The organism is Shouchella miscanthi (genome assembly GCF_007725405.1).
In the GTDB taxonomy this organism is placed as follows: Bacteria; Bacillota; Bacilli; order Bacillales; family Bacillaceae_D; genus Shouchella; species Shouchella hunanensis.
On the sequence record NZ_CP042163.1, the window covers coordinates 1,961,173 to 1,984,561 of the forward strand.

The 23,389-nt window shown below is 38.6% G+C and carries 19 protein-coding genes; 15 read left to right on the plus strand and 4 right to left on the minus strand.

All coding sequences use genetic code 11. The features are described 5' to 3' along the window. Positions 1–105 precede the first annotated feature (105 nt). From FPV17_RS09945 to allB, 3 genes are all read left to right on the plus strand, one after another. Complete coding sequence (locus FPV17_RS09945) at positions 106–1,731, plus strand: PucR family transcriptional regulator (protein ID WP_144558885.1); 1,626 nt, start codon at positions 106–108, stop codon at positions 1,729–1,731. Between the two features lie 261 nt (positions 1,732–1,992). Further along, positions 1,993–3,432, plus strand: a complete 1,440-nt coding sequence (locus FPV17_RS09950; protein WP_144558886.1) for a YfcC family protein — start codon at positions 1,993–1,995, stop codon at positions 3,430–3,432. A 19-nt stretch (positions 3,433–3,451) separates the two neighbouring features. Beyond that, the gene (gene allB, locus FPV17_RS09955) at positions 3,452–4,801 is read left to right on the plus strand and encodes an allantoinase AllB (protein WP_144558887.1); all 1,350 of its coding nucleotides are present in this window, start codon (positions 3,452–3,454) and stop codon (positions 4,799–4,801) included. A gap of 55 nt (positions 4,802–4,856) precedes the next feature. Here allB and FPV17_RS09960 read toward each other — a convergent pair whose 3' ends face one another. The 3 genes from FPV17_RS09960 to FPV17_RS09970 form a co-directional block, all read right to left on the minus strand. Then, positions 4,857–5,639, minus strand: coding sequence for a PAS domain-containing protein (locus FPV17_RS09960; RefSeq protein ID WP_144558888.1), 783 nt, complete (start codon positions 5,637–5,639; stop codon positions 4,857–4,859). 282 nt (positions 5,640–5,921) lie between these two features. After that, positions 5,922–6,398 (minus strand): FixH family protein, encoded by a 477-nt coding sequence (locus FPV17_RS09965; protein WP_144558889.1) that lies wholly within the window; start codon positions 6,396–6,398, stop codon positions 5,922–5,924. 32 nt (positions 6,399–6,430) lie between these two features. Then, positions 6,431–7,780: a PepSY-associated TM helix domain-containing protein gene (locus FPV17_RS09970; protein WP_246117166.1), complete on the minus strand. Its 1,350-nt coding sequence runs from the start codon at positions 7,778–7,780 to the stop codon at positions 6,431–6,433. A 212-nt stretch (positions 7,781–7,992) separates the two neighbouring features. Between FPV17_RS09970 and FPV17_RS09975 the strand changes: the two genes are divergently transcribed. The 6 genes from FPV17_RS09975 (at position 7,993) to FPV17_RS10000 (ending at position 13,818) form a co-directional block, all read left to right on the plus strand. Continuing rightward, a complete protein-coding gene (locus tag FPV17_RS09975; protein ID WP_060705926.1) occupies positions 7,993–8,529 on the plus strand; it encodes a TetR/AcrR family transcriptional regulator in 537 nt (178 codons plus the stop codon). A 64-nt stretch (positions 8,530–8,593) separates the two neighbouring features. Then, on the plus strand, positions 8,594–9,730 hold the full coding sequence (locus tag FPV17_RS09980; protein WP_144558890.1) for an MFS transporter: 1,137 nt from the start codon (positions 8,594–8,596) through the stop codon (positions 9,728–9,730). A gap of 129 nt (positions 9,731–9,859) precedes the next feature. Further along, on the plus strand, positions 9,860–10,606 hold the full coding sequence (locus FPV17_RS09985; RefSeq protein ID WP_060705924.1) for an IclR family transcriptional regulator: 747 nt from the start codon (positions 9,860–9,862) through the stop codon (positions 10,604–10,606). Positions 10,607–10,647: 41 nt separating this feature from the next. After that, positions 10,648–11,277, plus strand: coding sequence for a bifunctional 4-hydroxy-2-oxoglutarate aldolase/2-dehydro-3-deoxy-phosphogluconate aldolase (locus FPV17_RS09990; RefSeq protein ID WP_144558891.1), 630 nt, complete (start codon positions 10,648–10,650; stop codon positions 11,275–11,277). Positions 11,278–11,291: 14 nt separating this feature from the next. Further along, positions 11,292–12,440 (plus strand): galactonate dehydratase, encoded by a 1,149-nt coding sequence (gene dgoD / locus FPV17_RS09995; RefSeq protein ID WP_060705923.1) that lies wholly within the window; start codon positions 11,292–11,294, stop codon positions 12,438–12,440. A gap of 28 nt (positions 12,441–12,468) precedes the next feature. Beyond that, entirely contained in the window at positions 12,469–13,818 is a 1,350-nt protein-coding gene (locus FPV17_RS10000; protein ID WP_144558892.1) for a GntT/GntP/DsdX family permease, read from the plus strand. Between the two features lie 81 nt (positions 13,819–13,899). Here FPV17_RS10000 and FPV17_RS10005 read toward each other — a convergent pair whose 3' ends face one another. After that, positions 13,900–15,138, minus strand: a complete 1,239-nt coding sequence (locus FPV17_RS10005; protein WP_144558893.1) for an MFS transporter — start codon at positions 15,136–15,138, stop codon at positions 13,900–13,902. A gap of 470 nt (positions 15,139–15,608) precedes the next feature. Between FPV17_RS10005 and FPV17_RS10010 the strand changes: the two genes are divergently transcribed. The 6 genes from FPV17_RS10010 (at position 15,609) to FPV17_RS10035 (ending at position 23,240) form a co-directional block, all read left to right on the plus strand. After that, positions 15,609–16,691: a response regulator aspartate phosphatase gene (locus FPV17_RS10010; RefSeq protein WP_035398071.1), complete on the plus strand. Its 1,083-nt coding sequence runs from the start codon at positions 15,609–15,611 to the stop codon at positions 16,689–16,691. Beyond that, positions 16,688–16,912, plus strand: a complete 225-nt coding sequence (locus FPV17_RS10015) for a hypothetical protein (protein ID WP_144558894.1) — start codon at positions 16,688–16,690, stop codon at positions 16,910–16,912. The genes FPV17_RS10010 and FPV17_RS10015 overlap by 4 nt, the downstream gene beginning before the upstream one ends. 331 nt (positions 16,913–17,243) lie before the next feature. Further along, positions 17,244–17,807, plus strand: a complete 564-nt coding sequence (locus FPV17_RS10020; protein ID WP_052008264.1) for a TetR/AcrR family transcriptional regulator — start codon at positions 17,244–17,246, stop codon at positions 17,805–17,807. 87 nt (positions 17,808–17,894) lie between these two features. Beyond that, positions 17,895–21,011 carry an MMPL family transporter gene (locus FPV17_RS10025; protein WP_144558895.1) on the plus strand — a complete coding sequence of 1,039 codons (3,117 nt, stop codon included), beginning with the start codon at positions 17,895–17,897 and terminating at the stop codon, positions 21,009–21,011. Between the two features lie 154 nt (positions 21,012–21,165). After that, positions 21,166–21,939 carry a hypothetical protein gene (locus FPV17_RS10030; protein ID WP_144558896.1) on the plus strand — a complete coding sequence of 258 codons (774 nt, stop codon included), beginning with the start codon at positions 21,166–21,168 and terminating at the stop codon, positions 21,937–21,939. Between the two features lie 59 nt (positions 21,940–21,998). Then, positions 21,999–23,240, plus strand: a complete 1,242-nt coding sequence (locus FPV17_RS10035) for an MFS transporter (RefSeq protein ID WP_186370775.1) — start codon at positions 21,999–22,001, stop codon at positions 23,238–23,240. Positions 23,241–23,389 lie beyond the last annotated feature (149 nt).

Consider the following 23,389-nt stretch of genomic DNA (forward strand, 5'->3'; position numbering starts at 1 on the left):
CGTTGTACAATTGAGTGTACTGTTAAGTTACTTATAAAACATTGGAATATTTGCTATTTATATTGAAAACCATTGTGCATGTTAACTAAAGAATGGAGAGTTGGAATGAATATAGATATGTTTGTTCAATTACCAGAATTAAAACAGGCACGAATTGTAGCAGGGATTCGGGGCAAGACGCGAAAAATAAGCAATGTAAAAATGATGGATGCGCCTGATATTATTCATTATTTAACAAAGGGAGATTTGCTTGTCACGACTGCTTATCATTATGCTGGGAAGCCTGAACGATTATTAGAACTTGTAAAAGCAATGCATGAAAAAGGCTGTGCTGGATTAGGCGTAAAACAAGAACGTTTCCTTGGCGAAATTCCAGATGTTGTATTGGCTTATGCAGATGAAACAAGTTTTTCAATTATTGCGTTACCTGAACAAATTGGATTAAGTTATGTTGCTAATCAAGTGCTGAGTACCATTTTGGATCAGCGTACAAACGAACTGAAGACCGCACTTGATACACATCGAACGTTTTCAAATCACATCGTGAGTGGAAAAGGGTTACCTCATTTACTAGAGAATGTCGCTCAGTTGGTTGGTTCTCCTGTTTTGCTCATGAACGAACGGTGCCAACTATTATCTTCCTCTAACACTTCCAGCCCAGTTGTAAACGGAATGGAGTATTTACATCGTATGGGCTATGCGTTTTTCACAGACGGAAGTCGATATTCAAGCTTTACATTGTTAATGAATCAACCAAAGACGGTAACTGTATTTCCGGTTTACACCGATAAAGCGAAAAAAGGAATTCTCGTCATTCTAGGCTCTTTCCTACATGAAGAGCGTCAGTCGGTATTACTTGTGGAACAAGCGACGAATGTCATTGCATTTGAGTTAATGAAGGAAAACGCATTAAAGCAATACACGAAACGAGCAAAAAATGAATTTTTTCTTCACTACTTAAATGGTCAATATGCGTCAAAAGAAGAGGTCATTAACCGTGCAAAGGAATTTGGGCTCCATAACGATCGTCCGTATAAATGTGTGGCAGGAAGATTAGATCAAGAGGAATTAAATTTAGGCTTTAAAGACAACCATATTGAAAGTGAGAAAGTATTCGACTTCGTTGAAGAAGAATTATCGATCTTTCCATTTCAATCTCATTTATTTATAAAAGGAGAGATGTGCTTCATTTTATTAGAAGGGGAGGAAGGTGATACAACAGGTGAGTCGCTACAGTCAATTGAGTTTGCACTGGAAATGATACAAGATCGTGTCGCCCTTCATTTTAAACGATCCATTTCATTTGGCTACAGTCACCTGTGTCGCCAATTTTGGGACGTGCAAGAAGCTCATAAAGAAGCCCTAAATGCGCTTCATTCGGGTCGTTTATCTGGAAATCGTCAGTTTGTTCAAGGATATCAAGCAAAAGACTTAGCGAAGCTTATTCGCATGATACCGCAGGAGGATTTAGTCGAGTTTTGCGACTTTAATTTAAAAAAATTAACGGAACCAGGTGTAACGGAAATGGCTCTCATTCAAACATTGGCTGTTTACCTTGAAACGCATTGTCAAATTTCTGAAACCGCAAAACGACTCTATGTTCATCGGAACACCATTATCTATCGTCTTGAGAAGATTGAAGAATTGTTAGGAAAAAGTTTAAAAGATCCAGATACAACCTTGCATCTACGGTTGGCACTTCGTATTCAGCATACACTCGAAACATCATAAGGCATGTGCGCTGAATCGGTAAGGGGAAACGTTGTGGCCAAATCCATGACGTTTCTTTCTGTATCAACCAAGACAGTTGTAAGAAAATCTAACAAATGAGCGTGTAATTTTTTGCAACCTCTTCTCTATTTTTTTTAATAAATTGTACAGGGTATCTAATTTGAGAATTTGTTTTTAGCTAATATAACCAATGACCTTTCTTTAGTGCGTCAGTATGATGGTGAAATAAAACTGAAGCGAGTAAAGTGAGGGGATAACTAGATGGAACTACCGAAAAGTCAGGATATACATAAGCCAAGTCCATTAGAAAAGAAAAAAGATCGAATGCCTCATATCTACGTCTTGTTGTTTATTATTAGTGGGTTAGCAGCATTGCTTACTTATCTTATTCCAGCTGGTTCATTTGAACGTGTTCCAGGACCAAATGGACGTGAATCCATTGATCCGAATTCATTTGTGACGGTAGATGCCTCTCCGGTTTCATTTATGGATTTTATGTTAGCGATTCCTGTCGGTATGGCTAGCGCAAGTGAGATTATTTTCTTTACCTTTATCATTGGTGGAATGTTTATGGTGCTGCGACGAACGGAGATTATTGAAATCGGTGTCGATCGATTAGCCAGAAAATTTCAACATAAAAGCATTGCAGTTATTCCGGTATTGTTAACGCTCTTTGCAGTTGTTGCAACGACCATTGGCACACCTGAATTGTCTCTTGTTTATATTCCAGTATTAATTCCGCTCTTCATTTCACTCGGCTATGATTCAATGACAGCTGCTGGAATAGCATTAATATCAACTGCGCTAGGATTTACAGCTGGTGTAATGAACCCAGGAACTGTTGGAATCTCCCAACAAATTTCTGGACTCGAAACTTACTCGGGTTTTGGATTACGAGTTGTTGTGTTACTCGTAATCGTACTTATTGGAAGTTTCTATATTATGAGATATGCAAAAAAAGTAAAGCAAAATCCATTGAAAAGCTATACACACGAAGAAGATGAAATAAAGCGAGTTAAATATAAAGATGCCTTAAAGCAACCAGCTAAACGCGCAACGAAGCGGCAATTGGTTGCGATTGCAACATTGCCGATTTTCTTTGGTATACTTGTATATGGTGTAACGCAACTCGGTTGGTTTATGCTTGAAATGTCTGGCTTATTTATTTTTATGGGCATTCTGGTAGGAATCATTTCAGGGTTGTCGCTTACAAAAGTATGTGAAGCTTTTACAGAAGGTTTCAGAGAAGTGCTGATGGGCGCCATTATTATTGGGATTGCTAGGTCGGTTGCAATTGTGCTAGAAGAAGGACAAATTATGGATACGATTGTATATGGTCTTGGCAATCTTGTTGGCCAATTACCGAGTACGTTAAGTGCAATCGGCATGATGACGGTTCAACTTTTTATCAATTTCTTTATACCGTCGGGAAGTGGACAGGCACTCGTTACGATGCCTATTATGGCGCCTCTTGCAGATATGCTTGGTGTTACACGCCAAACGGCGATCTTAGCATTCCAATTCGGAGATGGCTTTGCTCATATTTTGTTCCCGACATCTGGTTACTTTATGGCAGCTTTAGTCATTGCCGGTATCGGCTGGACAAAGTGGGTGAAATTCTTTAGCCCGCTATTCTTTATCTACATGGGTGTTGGGGTTGTCTTTTTAATTTATGCACAGTTGACAGGATGGACTGGTTAAACGTTGGAGGAAAAATAAGATGGTCGATATACGTATTTGTGGAGGTCGAGTTGTTTTAAACGACGGAATTTTAGAAACGGATATTGGAATTACAAATGGTGTAATTGAAACAATTGGCGCTGTCGATTCAGCAAAAAAAACAATAGAAGCAAAGGGGCAACTAGTTTTTCCTGGTGGAATTGATACACATGTTCACTTTTCAGAGCCAGGTCGAACAGAATGGGAAGGCTTTGAAACAGGAAGTCAAGCATTAGCAGCTGGTGGCATCACAACATATGTAGAGATGCCTCTTAATGCACTGCCAGCAACAACGAACGCTGAAAATTTACAGCTGAAATTGAATCGAGCCAAGTCAAAAAATGTAGTCGACTACAGCTTTTATGGTGGCTTAACGTCAGAAAATCTCGGTGATATCGAGGCATTAGCTGATCAAGAGGTAGTAGCATTCAAATGTTTTCTATCAACGTGTGGGTCTGATCAACCAGGTGACTTTTCAAATGTAGATGATGCGACCCTTAAAAAAGGTATGGAAATTTTAGCGCGAAAAGGAAAAATTCTTTGCTTGCATGCGGAAGACGCGTCGTTAACCGATCAACTTGAAATGGAATTGACTTCTCAAGGGAAAACGGATGCACAAGCATTTGTTGCCTCTAGACCAATCGAAGCGGAAGTACTTGCTGTAAAGAAAGCGATCGCTTGTTCAAGGGAGACAGGTTGTGCCATCCATTTTGTTCACATCTCATCGGCTGAAGCCATTGCGGAGATTCAACAAGCAAAAAGAGAAGGGCTTGATGTAACGGTTGAATCGTGCCCTCATTATTTCGTATTCTCTGCAGAAGAATTACCCAAATTAGGAACACTGGCTAAATGCCAGCCGCCGCTTAGAAAAGAAGAAGAGGTGACTAAATTATGGGGTTGCCTGTTGAGAGGAGAAATTGATTGGTTAACATCTGATCACTCACCATGCACAATCGATTTAAAAGAAGGGGACTTTTTTACTGCTTGGGGAGGAATTACTGGTTGTCAGAATACAATTGACATCATGTTTGATGAAGCGGTGAAAAAAAGGGGAATGTCAGCTTCAACTTTCGCTAAACTTATTGCTACGACACCAGCTAAGCGATTTAAACTTGAGCAAAAGGGTGAACTTACAGTTGGGAAAGACGCTGACTTTTTCTTTCTGGATGACACGATGTCTTACACACTTCAGCAAGGAGACTTGTACTACAAAAACCCTTATTCACCCTATGTTGGGCGAACCATTAATTGTCGAGTAACAAAATCGATTGTAAGAGGTCAAGTAGTCTATGATATAGAAAAAGGATGCAGTAAGGAAAATGGTGGAGCATTAGTGACAGTATCTAGATAAGAAAACGAAAATGAAAAAAGAGGATGGAGGCCAAAGACGGCATCATCCTCTTTAGTTACGACCATTTATTTTTATCAAATTTTAATAAAAGCTCTTGCGTAGAGGCTGCTCTGTTCAGTTTACTTGATAGAAAGGTAGGCAAATCTAGTGGAGCCACAAGTTGATGTTCTGCAAAACCAGTTACAACCATTTCTGTTCCTACCGAATGAAGATGATCATGGAGATCTAAAAGGGCTTCGAATGTTGCTTCATTAACGGTATTAATACAACTCACATCTACAGCAAGTGTTTTAATCGTATGGTCATGAATACTCCGTTTTGTTGCCTCTATTAGATTAGAGATTCGTCCTTTTGTTACTAAACCAACAATTGGCATAACGCCTATATCATGTAGTAGGGGAATGATGGGGCAAGGCAAATGATGATATTCTTTTATCGTTTCCAAATGAGCCAATTCAATTGTTTTGCGTTTTGTGATGTCTTTTTGAACACCGACAAAGTAGGTTTTATCGTCTTTATTGTTTTTAGCAGGGTCAATAGACAGTTCATTCCAGAAGGGTGTGCCATCTTTTTTATAGTTTAAAATTTCCGTTTTATAGCTTCCGAAGCGACTCATTGTACGCTTAATTTTAGCTACTTCATCTTTATTCGTATCTTCACCTTGCAAGAAACGACAATTTCTGCCCATTACTTCTTCTAGATGGTATTGTGTAATATCGGTAAAACCCTGGTTAATAAAAATGATTGGATTATCTTCTAAACTAGGATCCGTTATGGCAATCCCGATCCCCGTGTAATCAAGGCTATTTGAGAAAAAAGTCGCATCTAAATTAATCATAATCCCCTATAAATTCCTTTTCGTTTTAATCCTATGATACATAAAACGAACAGATTAATCAAACTTTCCCCTCGATCAATAGCTCATTTTGAGACATGATTCGTTTACCGACTCGTTATAAATAGGTTGTTTGAATTCTGGTCTTTTTACACATGTCCTTCCTACTACTTTAGAAAATAAGACCAACCAACATGGCGAGTAACGAAAATGGAACTGGGGATTACGAATACATGTAAAGCAGCTTACTAAACCGAGTTTCCTGTAAGACAGATTCGATTTCAATTAATGATGGTGATGTTTGCTTTCTTGAGCATCGTTCGGTTTATTGCCATTTTCAATAAACGCTTCTATCGTTTCATCTGAAACATCCCCAACAACAACCATTTGTTTTGGCATAACGTGCATATCACGAGCTGTAATATGCGACTGAACAAGATAAATGCCGTCTTCTAGAAACTCATGTTCAATGGTGTATGTTCCTGAATCTATGTATACACCATCTTGAAGTTTGCCTTCGTCTCGTTCTTGATCTTTCCAAATTTCAAACACAACGTCCTCTGCGTCATCGACAATCTCTTCTCCTTGTGTCAACGTGACGCTCAGGTTAGTCCTTACATGGGTATCGATTTCAAGCGGACTATCAATCTTTGCTCGAACAACCTCTAAAGAGGGTGTCTCTAGTGAGGAGTCGCTACACCCCGTTAGTCCAACAAATATAGACGTGATGAAACTGATTCGTACGAATAAATAGGCTCTCATTCCAATCCTACTTTCATTTTTAATTAGGGTAGCTAAGCTGAGTATCGTGTTCTATTACTGTGTTTCTTTTTCTGAACAATTGGCCGTATGATAAAGTCAAACAAAAGCAATACGATTAAGGAGAACCCAACAAGCGGCATCAAAACCCCAAAGCCGAACATGATGCTAAAGACAATCCATGTGGTTTTCTTATCTTTTGATCGTTTAGGTGCGCCGACTGAACCTTTTGGAGCTCGTTTTCGCCAGATAACATAAGAAGTTCCGATTATGCCCATTAAGCCCATGCAAGTTAATAAACCTAGGAATTGATTGAACCAGCCAAACAACCTTCCTTCGTGAAGAGCGATCCCGGACTCTACTAATTTAGCACCAAAGGAAAAGTCATCATACCGGACATCCGTTAATAGAACACCGCTATATTGATCCATATGGAGGGTAGCTAAATCTTTCGGTTGATTCATATGCGAAGCTGTATAAACGCCTAATTCTCCTTGAGGCATTGAGACTGTATATGGTTTTTGTATTTCTTTTCCTTCAAAAAGATCAATGGCTTCATCAATTGATAAAGGAAGATAGTGATGTTGATGTGAAGAAGGGACAGGTAGTGCTTGATTCGCCCAAGGTACTTCGTCAACGATGTCTTCAGTTAGCGTTATCGATTTCGGTTTATCACTAAAACTATAGGCGTACTCAGGGGCTGTTGCCATACTCTGTATAGTCGGACCTAAAACACCTGTCCACGGTAAGCCTGTTGCAATTAAAATGAACACAGATCCAGATAACCAAAATGCAGGTACAGCATGCAGATCTCTCCAAAACACTCTGCCTTTTTTGTTAAGTCGTGGTAGAAATGTTCCCCAAATTGCTTTTTTACTTCGAGGCCACCAAATATACAATCCAGTTATAAGCAAAATAATCCCCCAACATGCCGCAAGCTCAACCATTCGATTTCCAATAGTTCCAGCTATCCAAAGCTCACTATGTAGGCGCTTAACTATTTCTGTTACTTTTTCTTCATTGTTGACTATGCCAGTAATGTCTCCGCTGTAAGGGTTAACAAAGATGGAAGAGCCTACACCGTTGTTATCAACAAGAAATTCAGTTGCTTCTGTTTGGTCGCTAATCTTTACAGAGCTAATCGTTGCGTCTGGGTAAGACATGTGAAGGGATTCAGCTTGTGCCGAGTAAGGCAGGTAATCTGTCTCTTTTTCCTCAATGGTTGTGTATTCACTGTAAAGAAATCCTTCAATTTGCGGTTTAAATAAATATATCCCACCACTAAAAGCTAAAATAAATAGAAACGGAGCAACTATAACCCCTGCATAAAAATGCCACCGCCAAATCATTTGATAAAAAGAAGAGCTTTGCTGTTTCTTTTTCACAATCGTTTCCCCTTTAATTGATATCTGATACAGCAGGGTAGATAGGAATTTCTGCTGTCAACGTTACAATACAGAAAAAATGTGTGAGAAAGATGAAGTTTAAAAAATTGTATGAAGTGGTAGTTTGTTTTCATAAGCAAATCGGTTGCAAAAAAGCGAAAAGATCATTATTCTATTTAGAGTGATCGTTCTATCATAAAAGAGGTGAAGTGATGAGTAAAAAGCGAGAACAGTTACTTGCTCAATCTGAACGTTTATTTGATCAGCATGGATTTCATGCTGTTGGTCTCAAGCAAGTCATTAAAGAAGCAGAAATATCATTAATGACCATGTACAATCATTTCGAGTCTAAGGAGGCACTTATACTTGAAATCTTAAAAAAAAGAGAAGCGAGATATTTACAAAAGCTAAACCAGTTTACTGAAAAGAAGAATGGAAAGACGTTTATGCTTGCGCTAGCAGAAGCGCATTTAAATTGGATTCGTGAAAATGGATCGAATGGCTGTATGTTTTTGCGAGCGAAAGAAGAATATTCATTAGCAAAAACCGAACAATCAGCCATTGTCCTATTTGCAGATCAGCACAAACATCGGTTAACAGCATTTATTAGCAATAAAGGATTCACAAAAGAAGAGGCGATACGTGTCATGATTATACTGGAGGGTGCAACGGCAATGGCTGAAGTATTTGACGTTGAAGAAGTTGCCACTGGAGTGACACGTACAATGAAAGCGTTGTGTACAGATTAAGTAGCAACGTCTTTTCATGCACAAAAATAGAATGATCGTTATATCTAATGAGAGAGGTGGAAGTATGTTGAAAGTAGTCTTGCCTGGCATAGCCATGATTGCTGTCACGTACGCAATGGCGCGGTTAAGTTTCGGTTTATTTCTTCCTGATCTAACAGCTGATCTACAATTAAACGAAACCGATGGAGGTCTTATCGGTTCTTTAGGTTACGTAGCGTACACGCTTGCGCTTTTCTTATCTGCCTTTTTAATAACTGAAGTCGGATCAAAGCGTGTCAACGTTATCGCAGGAACAACGGCTGTTGTTGGATTAGTTGCTATTGCGACTGCACATTCCTTTTTGCACTTAAGCTTTGGCGTTTTCATTGCTGGCTTAGGAAGTGGACTCGCTTCACCTGCTCTAAGTCAGCAGGCAAAGCTACTTCTTCCTAAAAAGCAAGTTGATCAGGGGAATACGTGGATCAATAGTGGAACAAGCTTTGGCTTAATCTTAACGGGACCAGTGGTATTATTATTTACTGAACAATGGAGGCTCTCTTTCTGGCTGTTTGCTTGTATTGCCACAGCTGTGTTGATTTGGAACGTTCTCTCTTTTCCTGCTACGGGTCCTACTAACAGAGGTAAAATGTACACAAAGAGACAATGGTTTCGTATGATAAGTCAAGCACGGTATTTACTCATCGCCTCATTCGGATTGGGTATGAGTTCGTCTGTTTATTGGACATTTGGAAGAAGCTTTCTTACAGCTGAATATGGGGCTACCGCAACTGAAAGTCTTGTGTTTTGGGTAATCATTGGCATGGCAGGTATTGTAGGTGGACTAGCAGGAGGGCTCATACAAACGATTGGTTTATCTTGGTCGTATCGACTTATTCTTGTCGTTTTACTTAGTTCAATGATGATGTTAAATCTGCCTCACAGCCTTGTTGTTTTTTCATCAGCTGCTTTGTTTGGTGGGGCTTATATTTTTTTAACAGGGTTGTTTATAGTTTGGGCAACACGTATATATGAAACGATGCCATCAATCGGTGTAAGTCTTTCGTTTCTAGCATTAGGAGTAGGACAATCTCTCGGCTCTTTAGTAGCAGGGAAAATGATTGAGTCCATGTCTTATTCCGTAACCTTTACACTGTTTTCATTAATAGGATTAATAGGTCTTATTGTACCAATATCGGAAAGAAACAGGGAGCATTTGGGCTAAAATGCTTCTTGTTTCTGCATGTAGAAATCTATTATGAAACCAACGCATTGTCACACTAATGAAAGCGTGTTACACTTTCAGTGGAAAACGCATACATGATGAGTAATCACATATGTGATGGAGGGTGTTATGTCAGTAAAGTCAGCGGTTCGTGTTTTACGAATTTTTGAACTCTTGAGTACACATAAAGAAGGCTTAACAATAAAACAAATTAGTACGTTGTTGCATTTTCCTCAGAGTAGCACGTCAGCGCTTATGCAAACCCTTGTTCATGAGAACTATGTAACGATTCAGCAACGTCAGCTGTATATACTTGGACCTAAACTAATCCCAATTGGTCAGGCTGCGCTCGAATCTATTGATCTGTTATCTTTAGCCACACCTTCACTAAAGCAGTTACAAAGAGCAGTACGAGAAACCGTTTTTATGGCAACGCTTGTTAATGGTGAGTTAATCTATATTGCAAAAATGGATAGCGACCGATCCATTCGTACATCAGCTTATTTAGGGGCGAAAAACCCTCTTTACTGTACTGGCTTAGGCAAAGTCTATTTAGCGTTTATGGAAGATACTGAACGGGATGACTATTTTGAAAACATTATTTTGGAACCGATTACAGAATGTACTATGACGAGTAAAAGCGATCTTCGTGCACGTTTAACGATGTATCGAAGTCAAGGCTACGCAATTGATAATGAAGAACATGAAGAAGGATTGGTTTGTTTTGCTGCACCTATTTTTGGAAGTGTAGGCTCCATAGAAGCAGCCGTTAGTGTAGCAGGACCTAAAGAGAGAATGATAAAACACAAACATTCTATTATAAGGCATTTAAGAGAAACGACGACACTCATTTCTAGCAACCTTGGCTATAAATAGGTTTCGTCTACTAAGCGGTAAAAAAATTAGGAGGAAGTCGAATGCATACGCAAGCGAAAATTCATGAAGAAAAGCTTATTGCCATCATTCGAGACGCGCAACCAGAAGATTTACTAAACATTAGTGAAGCGTTACTAAAAGGGGGTATTTCTTTAATTGAAGTGACACTAAATTCTCCACAAGCTCTACATGGTATAGCTCGTTTAAAAAAAGCATTTGGAACGGAAATCATCATAGGTGCTGGCACCGTGCTTGATCCTGAGTCAGCAAAAGCCGCTATTGATTCCGGGGCTGATTTCCTATTGTCCCCAACGGTTAATGAAGAAACGATCAAATTAACAAAGCGTTACGGAAAAGTAAGTATTCCTGGCGCTTTTACACCGACGGAAATTCTTTCAGCTTATGAATGTGGTGCTGATTTTATTAAAGTATTTCCAGCTCGAATGGGGCCTGAGTATATAAAGGATATAAAAGGACCGTTGCCTCACATTCCGCTTGTTCCTACTGGAGGAGTAAATGAGAGGAACGTTCAAGCTTTTCTTAGCGCAGGCGGTGTGGCATGTGGGATTGGAAGCTCATTAGTAAACACATCGGAAGCCATAACAAAACAATCTTTGGAAGAACTAACGCGGAAAGCGGAACACTTCGTTTCGCTTACAGTAAACAGTTAGAGGAGGGCACCACCGTGAAATTAACAAACTATGAGCTATTCCAAGTTCCGCCAAGATGGCTTTTCTTAAAACTTGAAACAGATGAAGGAGTCGTTGGCTGGGGTGAACCTGTTATTGAAGGACGAGCAGCTACGGTTAAAGCAGCTGTTATGGAATTGATGGACTATTTAATTGGTAAGGATCCTTTGCAGATTGAGGATCATTGGAATGTTCTCTATCGTGGTGGCTTTTACAGAGGTGGACCCATCTTAATGAGTGCACTTTCTGGAATTGATCAAGCGCTGTGGGACATTAAAGGAAAGCATTTAGGTGTGCCTGTACATCAATTGTTAGGAGGCAAAGTCAGAGAATCGATCAAAGTGTATTCTTGGATCGGTGGAGACCGACCATCCGATGTCGGAGCAGCTGCAAGGGCTGTAGTGGATCAAGGGTTCAAAGCTATAAAGATGAATGCAACGGATGAAATGCAGTATGTAGACTCCTATGAAAAAATTGATCGAGTGCTAGAAAATGTAGCTGCTATACGTGATGCTGTCGGGCCTTACATTGGAATTGGCATTGATTTTCACGGAAGAGTTCATAAGCCAATGGCTAAAATTCTTGCAAAAGAATTAGAGGTTTTTAGACCGATGTTTATTGAAGAACCTGTGTTGCCAGAAAATAATGAAGCGTTACGGGATATTGCCAATCATACGGTGATCCCAATTGCTACAGGTGAACGAATGTATTCAAAATGGGATTTTAAAGATGTATTAAAGGATGGATATGTGGATATCATCCAGCCAGATTTATCCCATGCTGGTGGTATTACGGAAAACAAAAAAATCCTTTCAATGGCTGAAGCTTTTGATGTTGCTGCTGCTCCTCATTGTCCGTTAGGTCCAATTGCATTAGCGTCGTGTCTCCAAGTAGATGCCACCTGTCATAATGCATTTATTCAAGAACAAAGCCTTGGTATTCATTACAATCAAGGTTCCGACTTACTCGACTATGTAGTGGATGCGCATGTCTTTGCTTACGAAGATGGATACGTTAAGATCCCTAATCAACCTGGACTAGGGATAGATATTAATGAAGCACATGTAAGAAAAATGGCGGAGATAGGCCATAATTGGAAGAACCCTATTTGGAGACACAACGACCAAAGCGTAGCCGAATGGTAATAGAGAGAAAGAAGGAGAGGAATTTCATATGTCTTCTTTAGGGTTAATACTCGTAACAATTGTTGGAATAGCCGTTTTACTTTATTTAATTATGCATTCTAAAATGCAAGCATTCCTAGCCCTACTCATTGCTAGTATCTTTATTGGTATATTTACTGGAATGGATCCAATCTTTTTAATTGAAACGATGGAAGTAGGGATGGGTGGAACCCTGGGATTTATTGCGATTGTTGTCGGGCTGGGCGCCATGTTTGGCGAATTGCTCCGTACATCTGGTGGAGCTGAACGTTTAGCATTTACTCTAGTGGATCGATTTGGTGAAAACCGTGCACAGTGGGCATTAGCATTAACAGGCTTTATAGTCGCTATTCCTGTTTTTTTAGATGTTGCGCTTGTAATCCTCATTCCGATTGTCTATAGTTTGGCTATGCGTACAGGGAAATCACTTCTTTACTATGCCATTCCTTTATTAGCAGGGCTTGCGGTTGCGCATAGTTTTATCCCACCAACACCTGGACCAATAGCTGTAGCTACTGTACTTGGAGTAGATTTAGGCTGGATGATGTTGTTTGGTATCATTGCCGGAGTACCAGCGATGATTATTGCTGGACCTGTATTTGGTCGGTACATAGGAAATAAAGTACACGTAGGGGTTCCTGCACATATTGTCGAAGCTGCTAAGGAAGAAGGGGAAAGGAAGCAACTCCCGAGCTTTGGCCTCATTTGTTTTATTATCTTATTGCCGCTTGCGATGATTTTATTAAATACTGTTGGGGGTGTGATACTGAGAGAAGGATCCACTACCCATCAACTGCTTACGTTTATTGGGCATCCGTTTATTGCTTTAATTGTTGCAACACTGATTGCTATGTATTTTCTTGGGAAACGTCGTGGTTTATCAAAACATCAAATACAAACGATGACAACAAAAGCACTTGAGCCTGCAGGGATCGTCATTTTAATTACAGGTGCAGGAGGGGTTTTTAAGGAAGTTTTAATCGAAAGCGGTGTAGGAGATGCGATGGGAGAATTAATGGCTTCATCGGGGTTTCCGCTTGTTTTACTAGCCTTTTTAATTGCAACATTTGTTCGTGTAGCGCAAGGGTCTGCCACAGTCGCCATGATTACGGCAGCTGGACTCATCTCACCAATCATTGACATGGTTGATTTATCTCAGCCTTCACTTGCGCTAATTGCAATTGCCATTGCATGTGGAGCGACAGTGCTATCACACGTAAATGACTCTGGTTTTTGGCTTGTAAACCGCTTTTTAGAAATGTCAGAAAAGGATACATTGAAATCTTGGACAGTTATGGAAACGATTATTGGAGTTGTTGGGTTTCTAGTTGTATTTGGATTAAGTTTCTTTTTTTCATAGTACAAAAGAAAAGGGAGCAATCCCTTTTTCTGTTGGGCAAAAAGAAACAACACGCTGCTGCGCGTTGTTTCTAGTCGTGCTTTATTTAACCGTTTTATGAAAGGTTGTGCGCATTAAACAGAGGAGAATAGCGGTTGAAAAGACAATGTTTACGTAAAAGATAACACGTATATCAAAGAATTCCGCCCACAGGCCGCTAAGAATGACTCCGAGAGGCATTGTTAATTGAACAATTGTTGCGACTGAACCAGAAACCCGACCAAGCATGTCATTAGGCGTTAATTCTTGTCTGACAGCGTGATAAATCGTATTGGAAATAGCTGTTGAAAATGAATACAGGGCCATTCCAATTGCAATCATCCACCATGAGGTGGCAAAAGCCAACATGACGAAAAAAAGAATATCGAATATGTTGGTGTATGTATAAATTTTTCCACGTGGAAAGCGATCGACTAGTCTTTTAACTGCAAACAAACCGAGCAATCCGCCAATCCCGCCAATACTAAGGTACGCACCGATCTGCTGTGGCGTTGCTTGTAAATAATCAACAGCAAAAAATAACAAAATACCAATAGTTAAGCTAAAACCGAAATTTTGAAAAAATATCACGTATGTTGTTACACGTAGTAAAGGGTTATGAAAAATCTCATGAAATCCTTCTTTTGTTTCTTTCCATATCGAACGTTGTTCTTGCTTTTTTACGGTTTTTATTTCTAAAGACGGTAAAAATAAAACGCAACTTAACGTGACCGTTACAAAAAGCAATTGGATTGACATAGCTCCAGCGTAGCTAAGGGTCGCTACAGATGCTCCAGCGACTAACGGACCAAAAAGACGAACACTGTCTTTGAAAATTCCGAGTTTTGCATTTGCTTCTGTTAACTGATCTTTCGCTACTATTTGCGGTAACGCAGCGTGACCAGCATTTGTATTTAATAGACCGGACGTGAAATACAGAAAGCCAAAGAAGTAAAGCGCCCATAGCTGAATGTTTCCCATAAATAAAAATAAGGTCAATGTTGCAATGGTTATCCATTGAAGTACAGCAGCACTGATAAGAGCGGTTTTTCGATTGATTCGATCGACGAGCACACCAGCAACAACCCCAAGTGTACCACCAACTAAAAATTCGAGTAATCGCATGGTGCTGATGAGAAGAGGGCTTTGTGTCATACTGTAGAGCAGTATTGGGATAACAAGGCTATACATAAATAAGCCGAGACTACTTGACGTGGTGCTCCCGATTAATAATAAAAAAGGGCGATTCTTCCAGAGGGAACGGGAAGGGACGACGTCAATTTTTTGTTCAGGGTTTTCCAATGTGAATGCCTCCTAGACGATAGTAATAAGAATAGTTGAAATAAAATGATTTGTTTTGTTCCTCTTTCTCTTTAAAATAACCGTTTATGAAAGATACAACTGCTTAACCAACCAATTGAAAAATCAAGATTCTTCCATAATACCTGAAATAGCTTCTTATTTCAGTAGTTTCATATTGGGAAATATGAATGAATGAATAATTTCCCTTTTGTCGAATAAAGTTTTAAATGCTGCATCTTGTCAATTTTTTTTACCCAATTATGACAACGTTTCTAAAGAATCTGTCGCAATGAAACGCAATCTAACAGCGTTAACGAAAAAATGTCGGTAAATGATAAAAAGATAAATATTTTAATTTTTCTAATTAATTTGTCAGTTGGTGTTGGGAAATATGTCAGAACTATATAAGTTCCTGTCGAAGTCACTTATAATGAGAGCAATTACATGAATCTGGAGAAGAGGGATGTAACATGATTATTGCTTTATCATCTAGTATTGTCGGTAGCAAAATAGTGGAATGGCATAGTTGTTTAATAGCAAAAGATATGGTTCGTGCACAACTAACCAAGGAAGAATCAAAAAGCCTTATCATGCAAATGGAACCAAACGAAAAAATTATTGCGTACTATCAACTAGTCAGTTTTAAACATGATTTGTTGTCTACGTATGAAAAAGGTGAATTGCTAGAATCCACATTGCTCACTCCAATTGAAACAGAAAGAGACGACTACCTTCATTTTATGTATTATTTCGTATCCGGGCAGAACGAATTTCTAAACGAACGTTACAAATCTGCGATACAAATGTATAAAATTGCAGAACGGCTTATTGAAAAAGTAAATGTACCTGCTGAAAAGGCTGACTTTTATCAAGAATTAGGTATGAGCTATTATCGTATTGATCAATATACGTTCGCAGCTTCTTATATGGAGCAAGCACTAGAGTTTTTTGAGCATAACAATATGTATGTCGTGAATGAGATTCGCTGTAAACTCGTTTTAGCAGCGATTGCCACTGAGCTTGGTAAACAAACATTGGCTGAACGCATTTACAATGAAATCATACTCATATCGAAACCATTTCCATATTATCACTCCTTGGTTCTACATAATGTAAGTCAAAATCGTTTAACGCAGCGAAGAGTCGAAGAAGCGATTGATTTATTAGAGGAAGCATTATCAATAAAAGAGTTCTCTCAATCCATTACGGGTTTAAAAGCTAAATACAATTTACTCAATGCACGATTGAGAAATAAAACGTATAAAGGAGGGCTGGACGAGTTAGAATTCAGTGCGAAAGCACAAAAATTAATGGAGATTAAAGCGAAGTGTAAAGTGAGCAGAGGGCTATATTTAGATAACGATTTTTCGGAAGTTCTAATAGGGGTAGAGATGTTAAAAGCTAACGAAAAATACTTCGAATGTTCAGAAATATATGATGAAATATCGCAATACTTTGAATCAAAAGGGGAATTGGCAACAGCGCTTAAGTATGCACGGTTAGTGCATACAATGAGCAAAAAACAATCAAATGTTGGGGAGGATTTAATATGAAGAAAATGTCTTTCAAAATGATGGCAGTGATCATCCTTGCATCGACATCGTTATCAGGGGGATTCACAAGTGCAGCTAGTGGAACTGTGGATCAGCAGGGCAGACACGATTTTCACCAAATAGCAGGAAAGCATGACTTCCACCAGCAAGGAAAACACGATTTTCACCAAATAGCAGGGAAGCATGACTTCCACCAGCAGGGGAAACATGATTTTCACTAAGTAGTAGAAAGTACTTAAAAACTTATCATAAACCATTACAAGAAATAGACCTTCATAAAACGGTCTATTTTTTGTAGGTTCAATTCTATTTAGGTTATCCTATATTAGTTAGCTAGTTAAGATCTAGTTAAATGAAACATCTCTTTATGTTTACCTATTCTGAGGCTAGGTGTACCACTGCAAGGAGAAAAAAGCCACAGTATTGATACAAAGAGTGAGCCCTTTTGATAAGTTTCCAGAAAATAATATATGATCGTCTGTTTAACTTGCTTTTTAAAAACTTTTCTTATAAGATGAGGAATGAATATTCATTCCGAAGAGGTGTTGAATTTTGGGCGACAAACAAGAAGATATAAAACAGGCAGCTATCACGTTGTTTGCTAGAAGAGGTTTTGATGGCACAACTGTACCGCTAGTAGCTGAAGAAGCGTCTGTAGGTGCGGGAACTATTTATCGTTACTTTGAAAATAAAGAAGTATTGTTAAATGTTATTATGCAAGATGAAATGTTCAGACTTGAGGAATCATTAAAAGCGAAATTCCCTTTTGAGAAAACAACAAGGGAGCAGTTTAGCCACCTTTTTATCACATTAATTCGTTACTCTCAGGAGAATTTTGATGCCCTTATGCTTATTAATTCGCATACAACAAGCAGGCATATAACTGATAAGACAAAATGTGACTACACGTCTCTACTGACTTTTGTTTCAACCATTGTCGAAGCTGGCCGAGAGCAAGAGATGATTGATCGTGACTTGCCAATTGAAGCAATTGTGGCCATTACGTTCGGTGCCGTCGTCGAGCTTGCGAAATGTTTTAATGGTGGTGAACTATTGCTAACAGACGCATTATTAAAAACGTTAGATGAAAAACTATGGCGAGCGATTAGCCGTTGATTCGGTTGACGCTTGACCTTTCTATAAAAAAAAGGAATGAATATTCATTCCGTATTATAAGAATAGTAAATGATGGAGGTTTCATAGATGAACATGTTTCGTACAAATAGATGGACTGCGTTAATAGTGTGGGTTCTAATCTCTGTACTGGCTTTCTTTTCTTTGCCTGATTTAGGTCAACTTGTTCGGGATAAGGGTGAAATCACGCTGCCTGATCATGTACAAAGTATTGTGGCAAGCAATCTAGAGTCGGAAATGAATGGGAATCAAGGAAGCACGTACGATCTCATTCTAGTGTTTGACGAAGAAAGTGAAGTAGCGCTTTCAGATGATCAAGTCGCTGAAATAAAATCAATTATTCAATCATTAAAAAATGAAAAAGAAGATTTAGGAATTACATCTATCGTCAATCCCTTTGAGAATCCTGAGGTAAAGGAGCAACTTGTTTCAGAGGATGAATCTGCGGCTCTTGTACAAATGTCTGTTCGTCAGTCATTTGGGACAATTGATGAAGTAAGAGAAGTGATAAAACCGTTCGTCGAAACAGACAAAGTTGATGTATACGTAACCGGTTCAGATCTTATTGCTGAAGACTTCACAAAAACAACAGAAGACGGCATTAAGAAAACCGAAATAGTAGCTGTTGTGTTTATTATTCTTGTTCTTATTGTTGTGTTTCGGTCTCCTATTGTACCTGTTGTATCGCTTATTACGGTAGGTGTCTCGTATCTAGTCTCAATGGCGATTATTGCGGGGCTTGTACAACATGTTGATTTTCCATTTTCTAATTTTACTCAAGTGTTTTTAATTGTCATTCTGTTTGGTGTAGGAACAGACTACAATATTTTGTTGTATACAAACTTTAAAGAGGAGCTAAGTAGAGAAGAGAATGTCGCTGTAGCGATAAAGAATACGATACGCTCATCTGGAAAAACCGTTTTATATAGCGGAATTGCTGTTTTAATTGGATTTGCGACGCTAGGGCTTGCCGATTTTTCTTTCTATCAATCTACATCTGCTGTTGCAATTGGTGTAGCCATTCTCATTCTCGTATTGATTACATTAAATCCATTTTTTATGCACCTACTGGGCAAAAGGATGTTTTGGCCGAGCAAGCGCTTTGTTGGGCATGGCGACAGTCGCTTATGGGCATTTTTAGCAAGTCATTCTGTCCTCAGACCTGTTGTTAGTTTACTGCTTGTAGCTGTTTTTATTGTCCCGGTATTGATGCTATCAAAAGGGGACGTCCATTATAACGATCTATTAGAAGTTGATAATGGCTATTCATCTAAGCAAGGCATCCAACTTATACAGGATAAGTTCCCAAGTGGATTTTCATCGCCAGCAAGTCTCGTCATTCAATTAGACGAACCATTAGATACACAATCCATGTTAACGGAAATGGATCAATTAACAGATGCAGTTGGAAAAGTGGATGGTGTTGCTGAAGTCATGTCTCCTACCCGGCCAACGGGAGAAAAGATACAAGAGCTGTATATCGATGACCAAACGAATACAGTTGGGACGGGTGTTGACGAAGCGAATGGTGGCGCGAAGGAGATTCGTTCCGGCTTGTCCGAAGCGGAGCAACAGCTCTCTGAATCAAATGACAGTGACTTTGACCACATTCAGTTATTGATTGACGGTACTGCTGAAGCGTATCAAGGCAGTGTTGCTTTACAAGACGCGGTCTCTCAAATAGCTTCTGGCGTTTCAGAAGGGGCTAATGGAGCGGCGGAAATTGAATCGGGTTTAACCTCATTATCTACTAATTTGACAACGGTATCAGCTGCAACCACTGAGCTTTATTCTGTCTATAGTCAAATTGAAGCTGGCTTGCGTACATTTAGTGAAACATTTACGAGTGCGGTTGCGTTGTTCGAGCAAGGCATTCATAATATGACAACCGTACAAACAGCATTAGAGGTGTTTTTAAGTGAGAATCCCGCTATTGCGTCCGATCCTGCTGTAGTGGAAGCCCTTCAGAACGTTAGCGGAGAGGCAGAGCAAATGAATCAGCTCTCGGCACAGCTAACGGAAGCGACCCAAGAACTGGAACAAGCGTTAACAGCATTTAGTGAAGCCAATCAATCTCTCAATCAAGTAAATCAAAGTATGATTGAAATGAATGCAGGAGCTAACCAATTAGCAGAGGGTTCTAGACAATTGCAAGGTGCGCTTAGAGACGGTGCAGAGGGAGCGCAAACAGTTGAATCAGAGGCAGGTAAGTTGGGGGCAGGACTAACGCAAATTCAAACCGGCCAAGAGCAGTTGCAAGCAGGCTTACAAGATTTACAAGGTCAAATGAACGTTTTACAAGAAGGATTACTTGCTAGTACAGAAGGACTTGATGAACTCTCGGCAGGTCTCGAAAACGCAGAACAATATCTAGGGGAGGTTAGTCATTCCACATCGGCACAACGCTTTTTTATACCTGAAGATATCCTCGAAAGTGACGAATTTCAAGAGGGATTATCCATGTATCTTTCGGATGATAAACAAATCGCACGATTTACGATTATATTAGACGCTGATCCGTTTTCAGCGGAAGCAATGGATGTCGTTCGAGAGATTCAAGAGGCTGGGGAAGCTTCAGTTAAAGGTACAGCGCTAGAAGATGCGAATATAGCTGTAGGAGGCCAGTCTGCCGTCAATGCAGATCTACGCGACGTTGCGAATGGTGATTTCTTATTCACCGCAACCATTATGTTAGGAGCTATTGCCCTATTCCTTATGGTTATTACGCGATCCATCCATTTGCCTTTGTTTATTGTCGGCATTTTAGCTGTTGCGTATTACACTTCGCTTTCCATCACGGAAATGGTGAGTGGCTCATTATTTGGTGTTGAAGAGCTAAGCTGGAATGTTCCCTTCTTTGGGTTTATTCTCTTAGTGGCTATTGGGGTAGATTATAGTATCTTCTTACTAATGAAATACCGCGAAACCGAAGGCGATGCACTATCTGCGATAAAGCTTGCTTCACGTCATATTGGTGGAGTCATCATCTCAGCAGCGATCATCCTTGGTGGAACGTTTGCCGCTCTTTATCCATCTGGTGTTCTCACGCTAATGCAAGTAGCGACTCTCGTGATTGTCGGTTTATTTCTTTTAAGTATTCTATTTTTACCTGTAGTGTTGCCAGCATTAATGAGCGTAACGAACAAGTTAGGTCGTTGGGCAAAACCAAATAAACAAGAAGAGTAAAGTGGTTGAGGCAGCACAGGTGATGTGCTGCCTTGCTTTTAAAAGAGCTATTTTATTCGCACAAATGCCCATAGCCTACATAGAATGAAGAACACTATTAGATGAACAACCTACCATATGATCAAACGATTGCCGCCAATACATGATCGGGTGCATGTTTACGCTTGGTGGTTCAGAAATTTTAGTATTTAATACAAGTCTAATTGGTAAGACTTTCTGTATTGCAGATATTTTAAATAGAGTTAAGGGTAAATCCAACCTTATGATAATTGAAAGTAGGTCATTGCTTAAACTGGAACAACAAGGAATGGAGTTTTGTAATAGTGGGTTAGTTCAAACATTTCTACCTGAAAAAGCTGTTAAGTTAACAAATTATGTCTATGAACATATGAAAAAAAATCGTAGTGTAATGGGCACTAGTGTTAATTTTTATGAATTGTGTCTAATAGATAATGTACTTTTTATAGGCGATAATAATTATGCAAACGATGTTTTGAATAATAACAAGTATTTTCACAGCAAATTATTACATACAAATGGTATATTTATCGATAGGATAATCTATCCTTATAAAGATAATGACCCAGATTACCATAGAACACCTTATATATATATTAAGTTAACAAAAGATAAAAAAGAAAGCTATGAATTACTTTATAATTTAATTGATAAAATTTTTAAGGATTTTGAATTAAGTGGTGTTTTTCGAAATAGTTTTGGTTTTAGGAATATTTCTATGGAATATTTTATGAATTTAAAAGACAAATCTTTAGTATTTAAAATTGCTCCTGGAAAATTAAACGGAGTTAAATATTTTCTTTCGTTAGTTATTTTTAATTATTTACTTAAGTTTCCAAACAATAAAGAAAAAAGATTGGAGTATATTGAATTTGCTGCAAATTGCGAAGGTGAGTTGGATGAACTTTAAAGCTAAAAAGGCAATTATATAATTTTAAAAAAATAAAGATTAAAGTGGTGTTTGTCGTGGTGAGAAATAAGAATTTTCTAGCATTATTATTTACAAGAATTTTTTCTAATATGGGAGATAGTATCTTTTATATCTTGTCAATGTGGTTTATATTCGATGTCACGGGTTCAAGTTTATATGTAGGTATTGCCGGAGCGTTATTTACGATACCACCAATTTTAAGCTTTTTCTTAGGTCCAATCATAGACAACAATAATCCAAAAAAATTATATATTTTATTTAGCACGGTACAAGTTATTTTATTACTCATATTTGTATGGATTGTGAGTGCAGAGAACTTTTACTTAGCATTTTTCTTTGTCATTCTTTTTTTAATTGCTACTTTATCTGAAAGCACCTATCCACTTGAACATGTACTTATCCCACAGGTTGTACAGAAAAAAGATCTCGTAAAAGCAAATTCTGTTATGTCCATAGCTTATCAAGGGTTGGATTTTTTATTTAATGGACTTGCGGGAATATTAATCGCGTTTCTTACAGTTACATATTTATACGGATTAAATGCCGTATTGTTCCTGCTGCCTATTTTTACGATTTTAATGATTAAAATCCATTATCCAGTAAAAAAAAGAAGCGCTGTTAGAGAGGGGTTTGTGCAGTACAAACAAGATGTTAAAAGCGGGTTAGCTTTTGTGATGCACCCTTTAATCTTGAGATTACTATTACCACTTGTAGCTGTTAACTTCTTATTTGCAATTGTTTTAGTCACACTTCCAGAATTTGCAGATCACATAAATGGTGGACCAACAATGTATGGCATTATTCTAGCTGGACTTGGTGCAGGTTCAATTATTGGTGCACTTATAGCTGAGAACATACAACGAAAATGGCGCTTAGGCATCCTATTACCTGCAGGTTTTTTCTTTTCTGGTATCTCATGGTTTGTTATGGTTTTTATGGCTCAATTTAGTCTCGTTTTATTATTTGTTTTTTTAGTGTTGTCCTATATTTTTGTTGGTATTATCAATGTGTTGTTCACAACATTATTCCAGACCTTACCTGAAACAAATATGCTAGGGCGGGTAAACACAACGGTTGAAAGTGTCATAAGCATATCAATGCCATTAGGTTCTCTCCTTGGAGGCTATATTGCGACTCTATTACCAATTTCATATGTCATTGTTTTATTTGGAGTTGGTTTAGTGCTTTTAAGTATTTATTATTTATGTAGCTCTAAGGTTAGGAATTTGCCAAAAGTATTGGAGTTGAGATTAGAGGCCATTGAGAAAGTGTCAAAGTAATTACCATTATTTATACAGTATAACTATGAACGTGGAAAGTCTAGAAAAGAGCGCAACCATGTGCTTTTTTTAACGTTATGTAGTTTGCTTTTTCTTCTTTTTCCTAAGCAAGATCAAACAAGCAAGAAGAGTAAAGAAGCTTAAGCAAA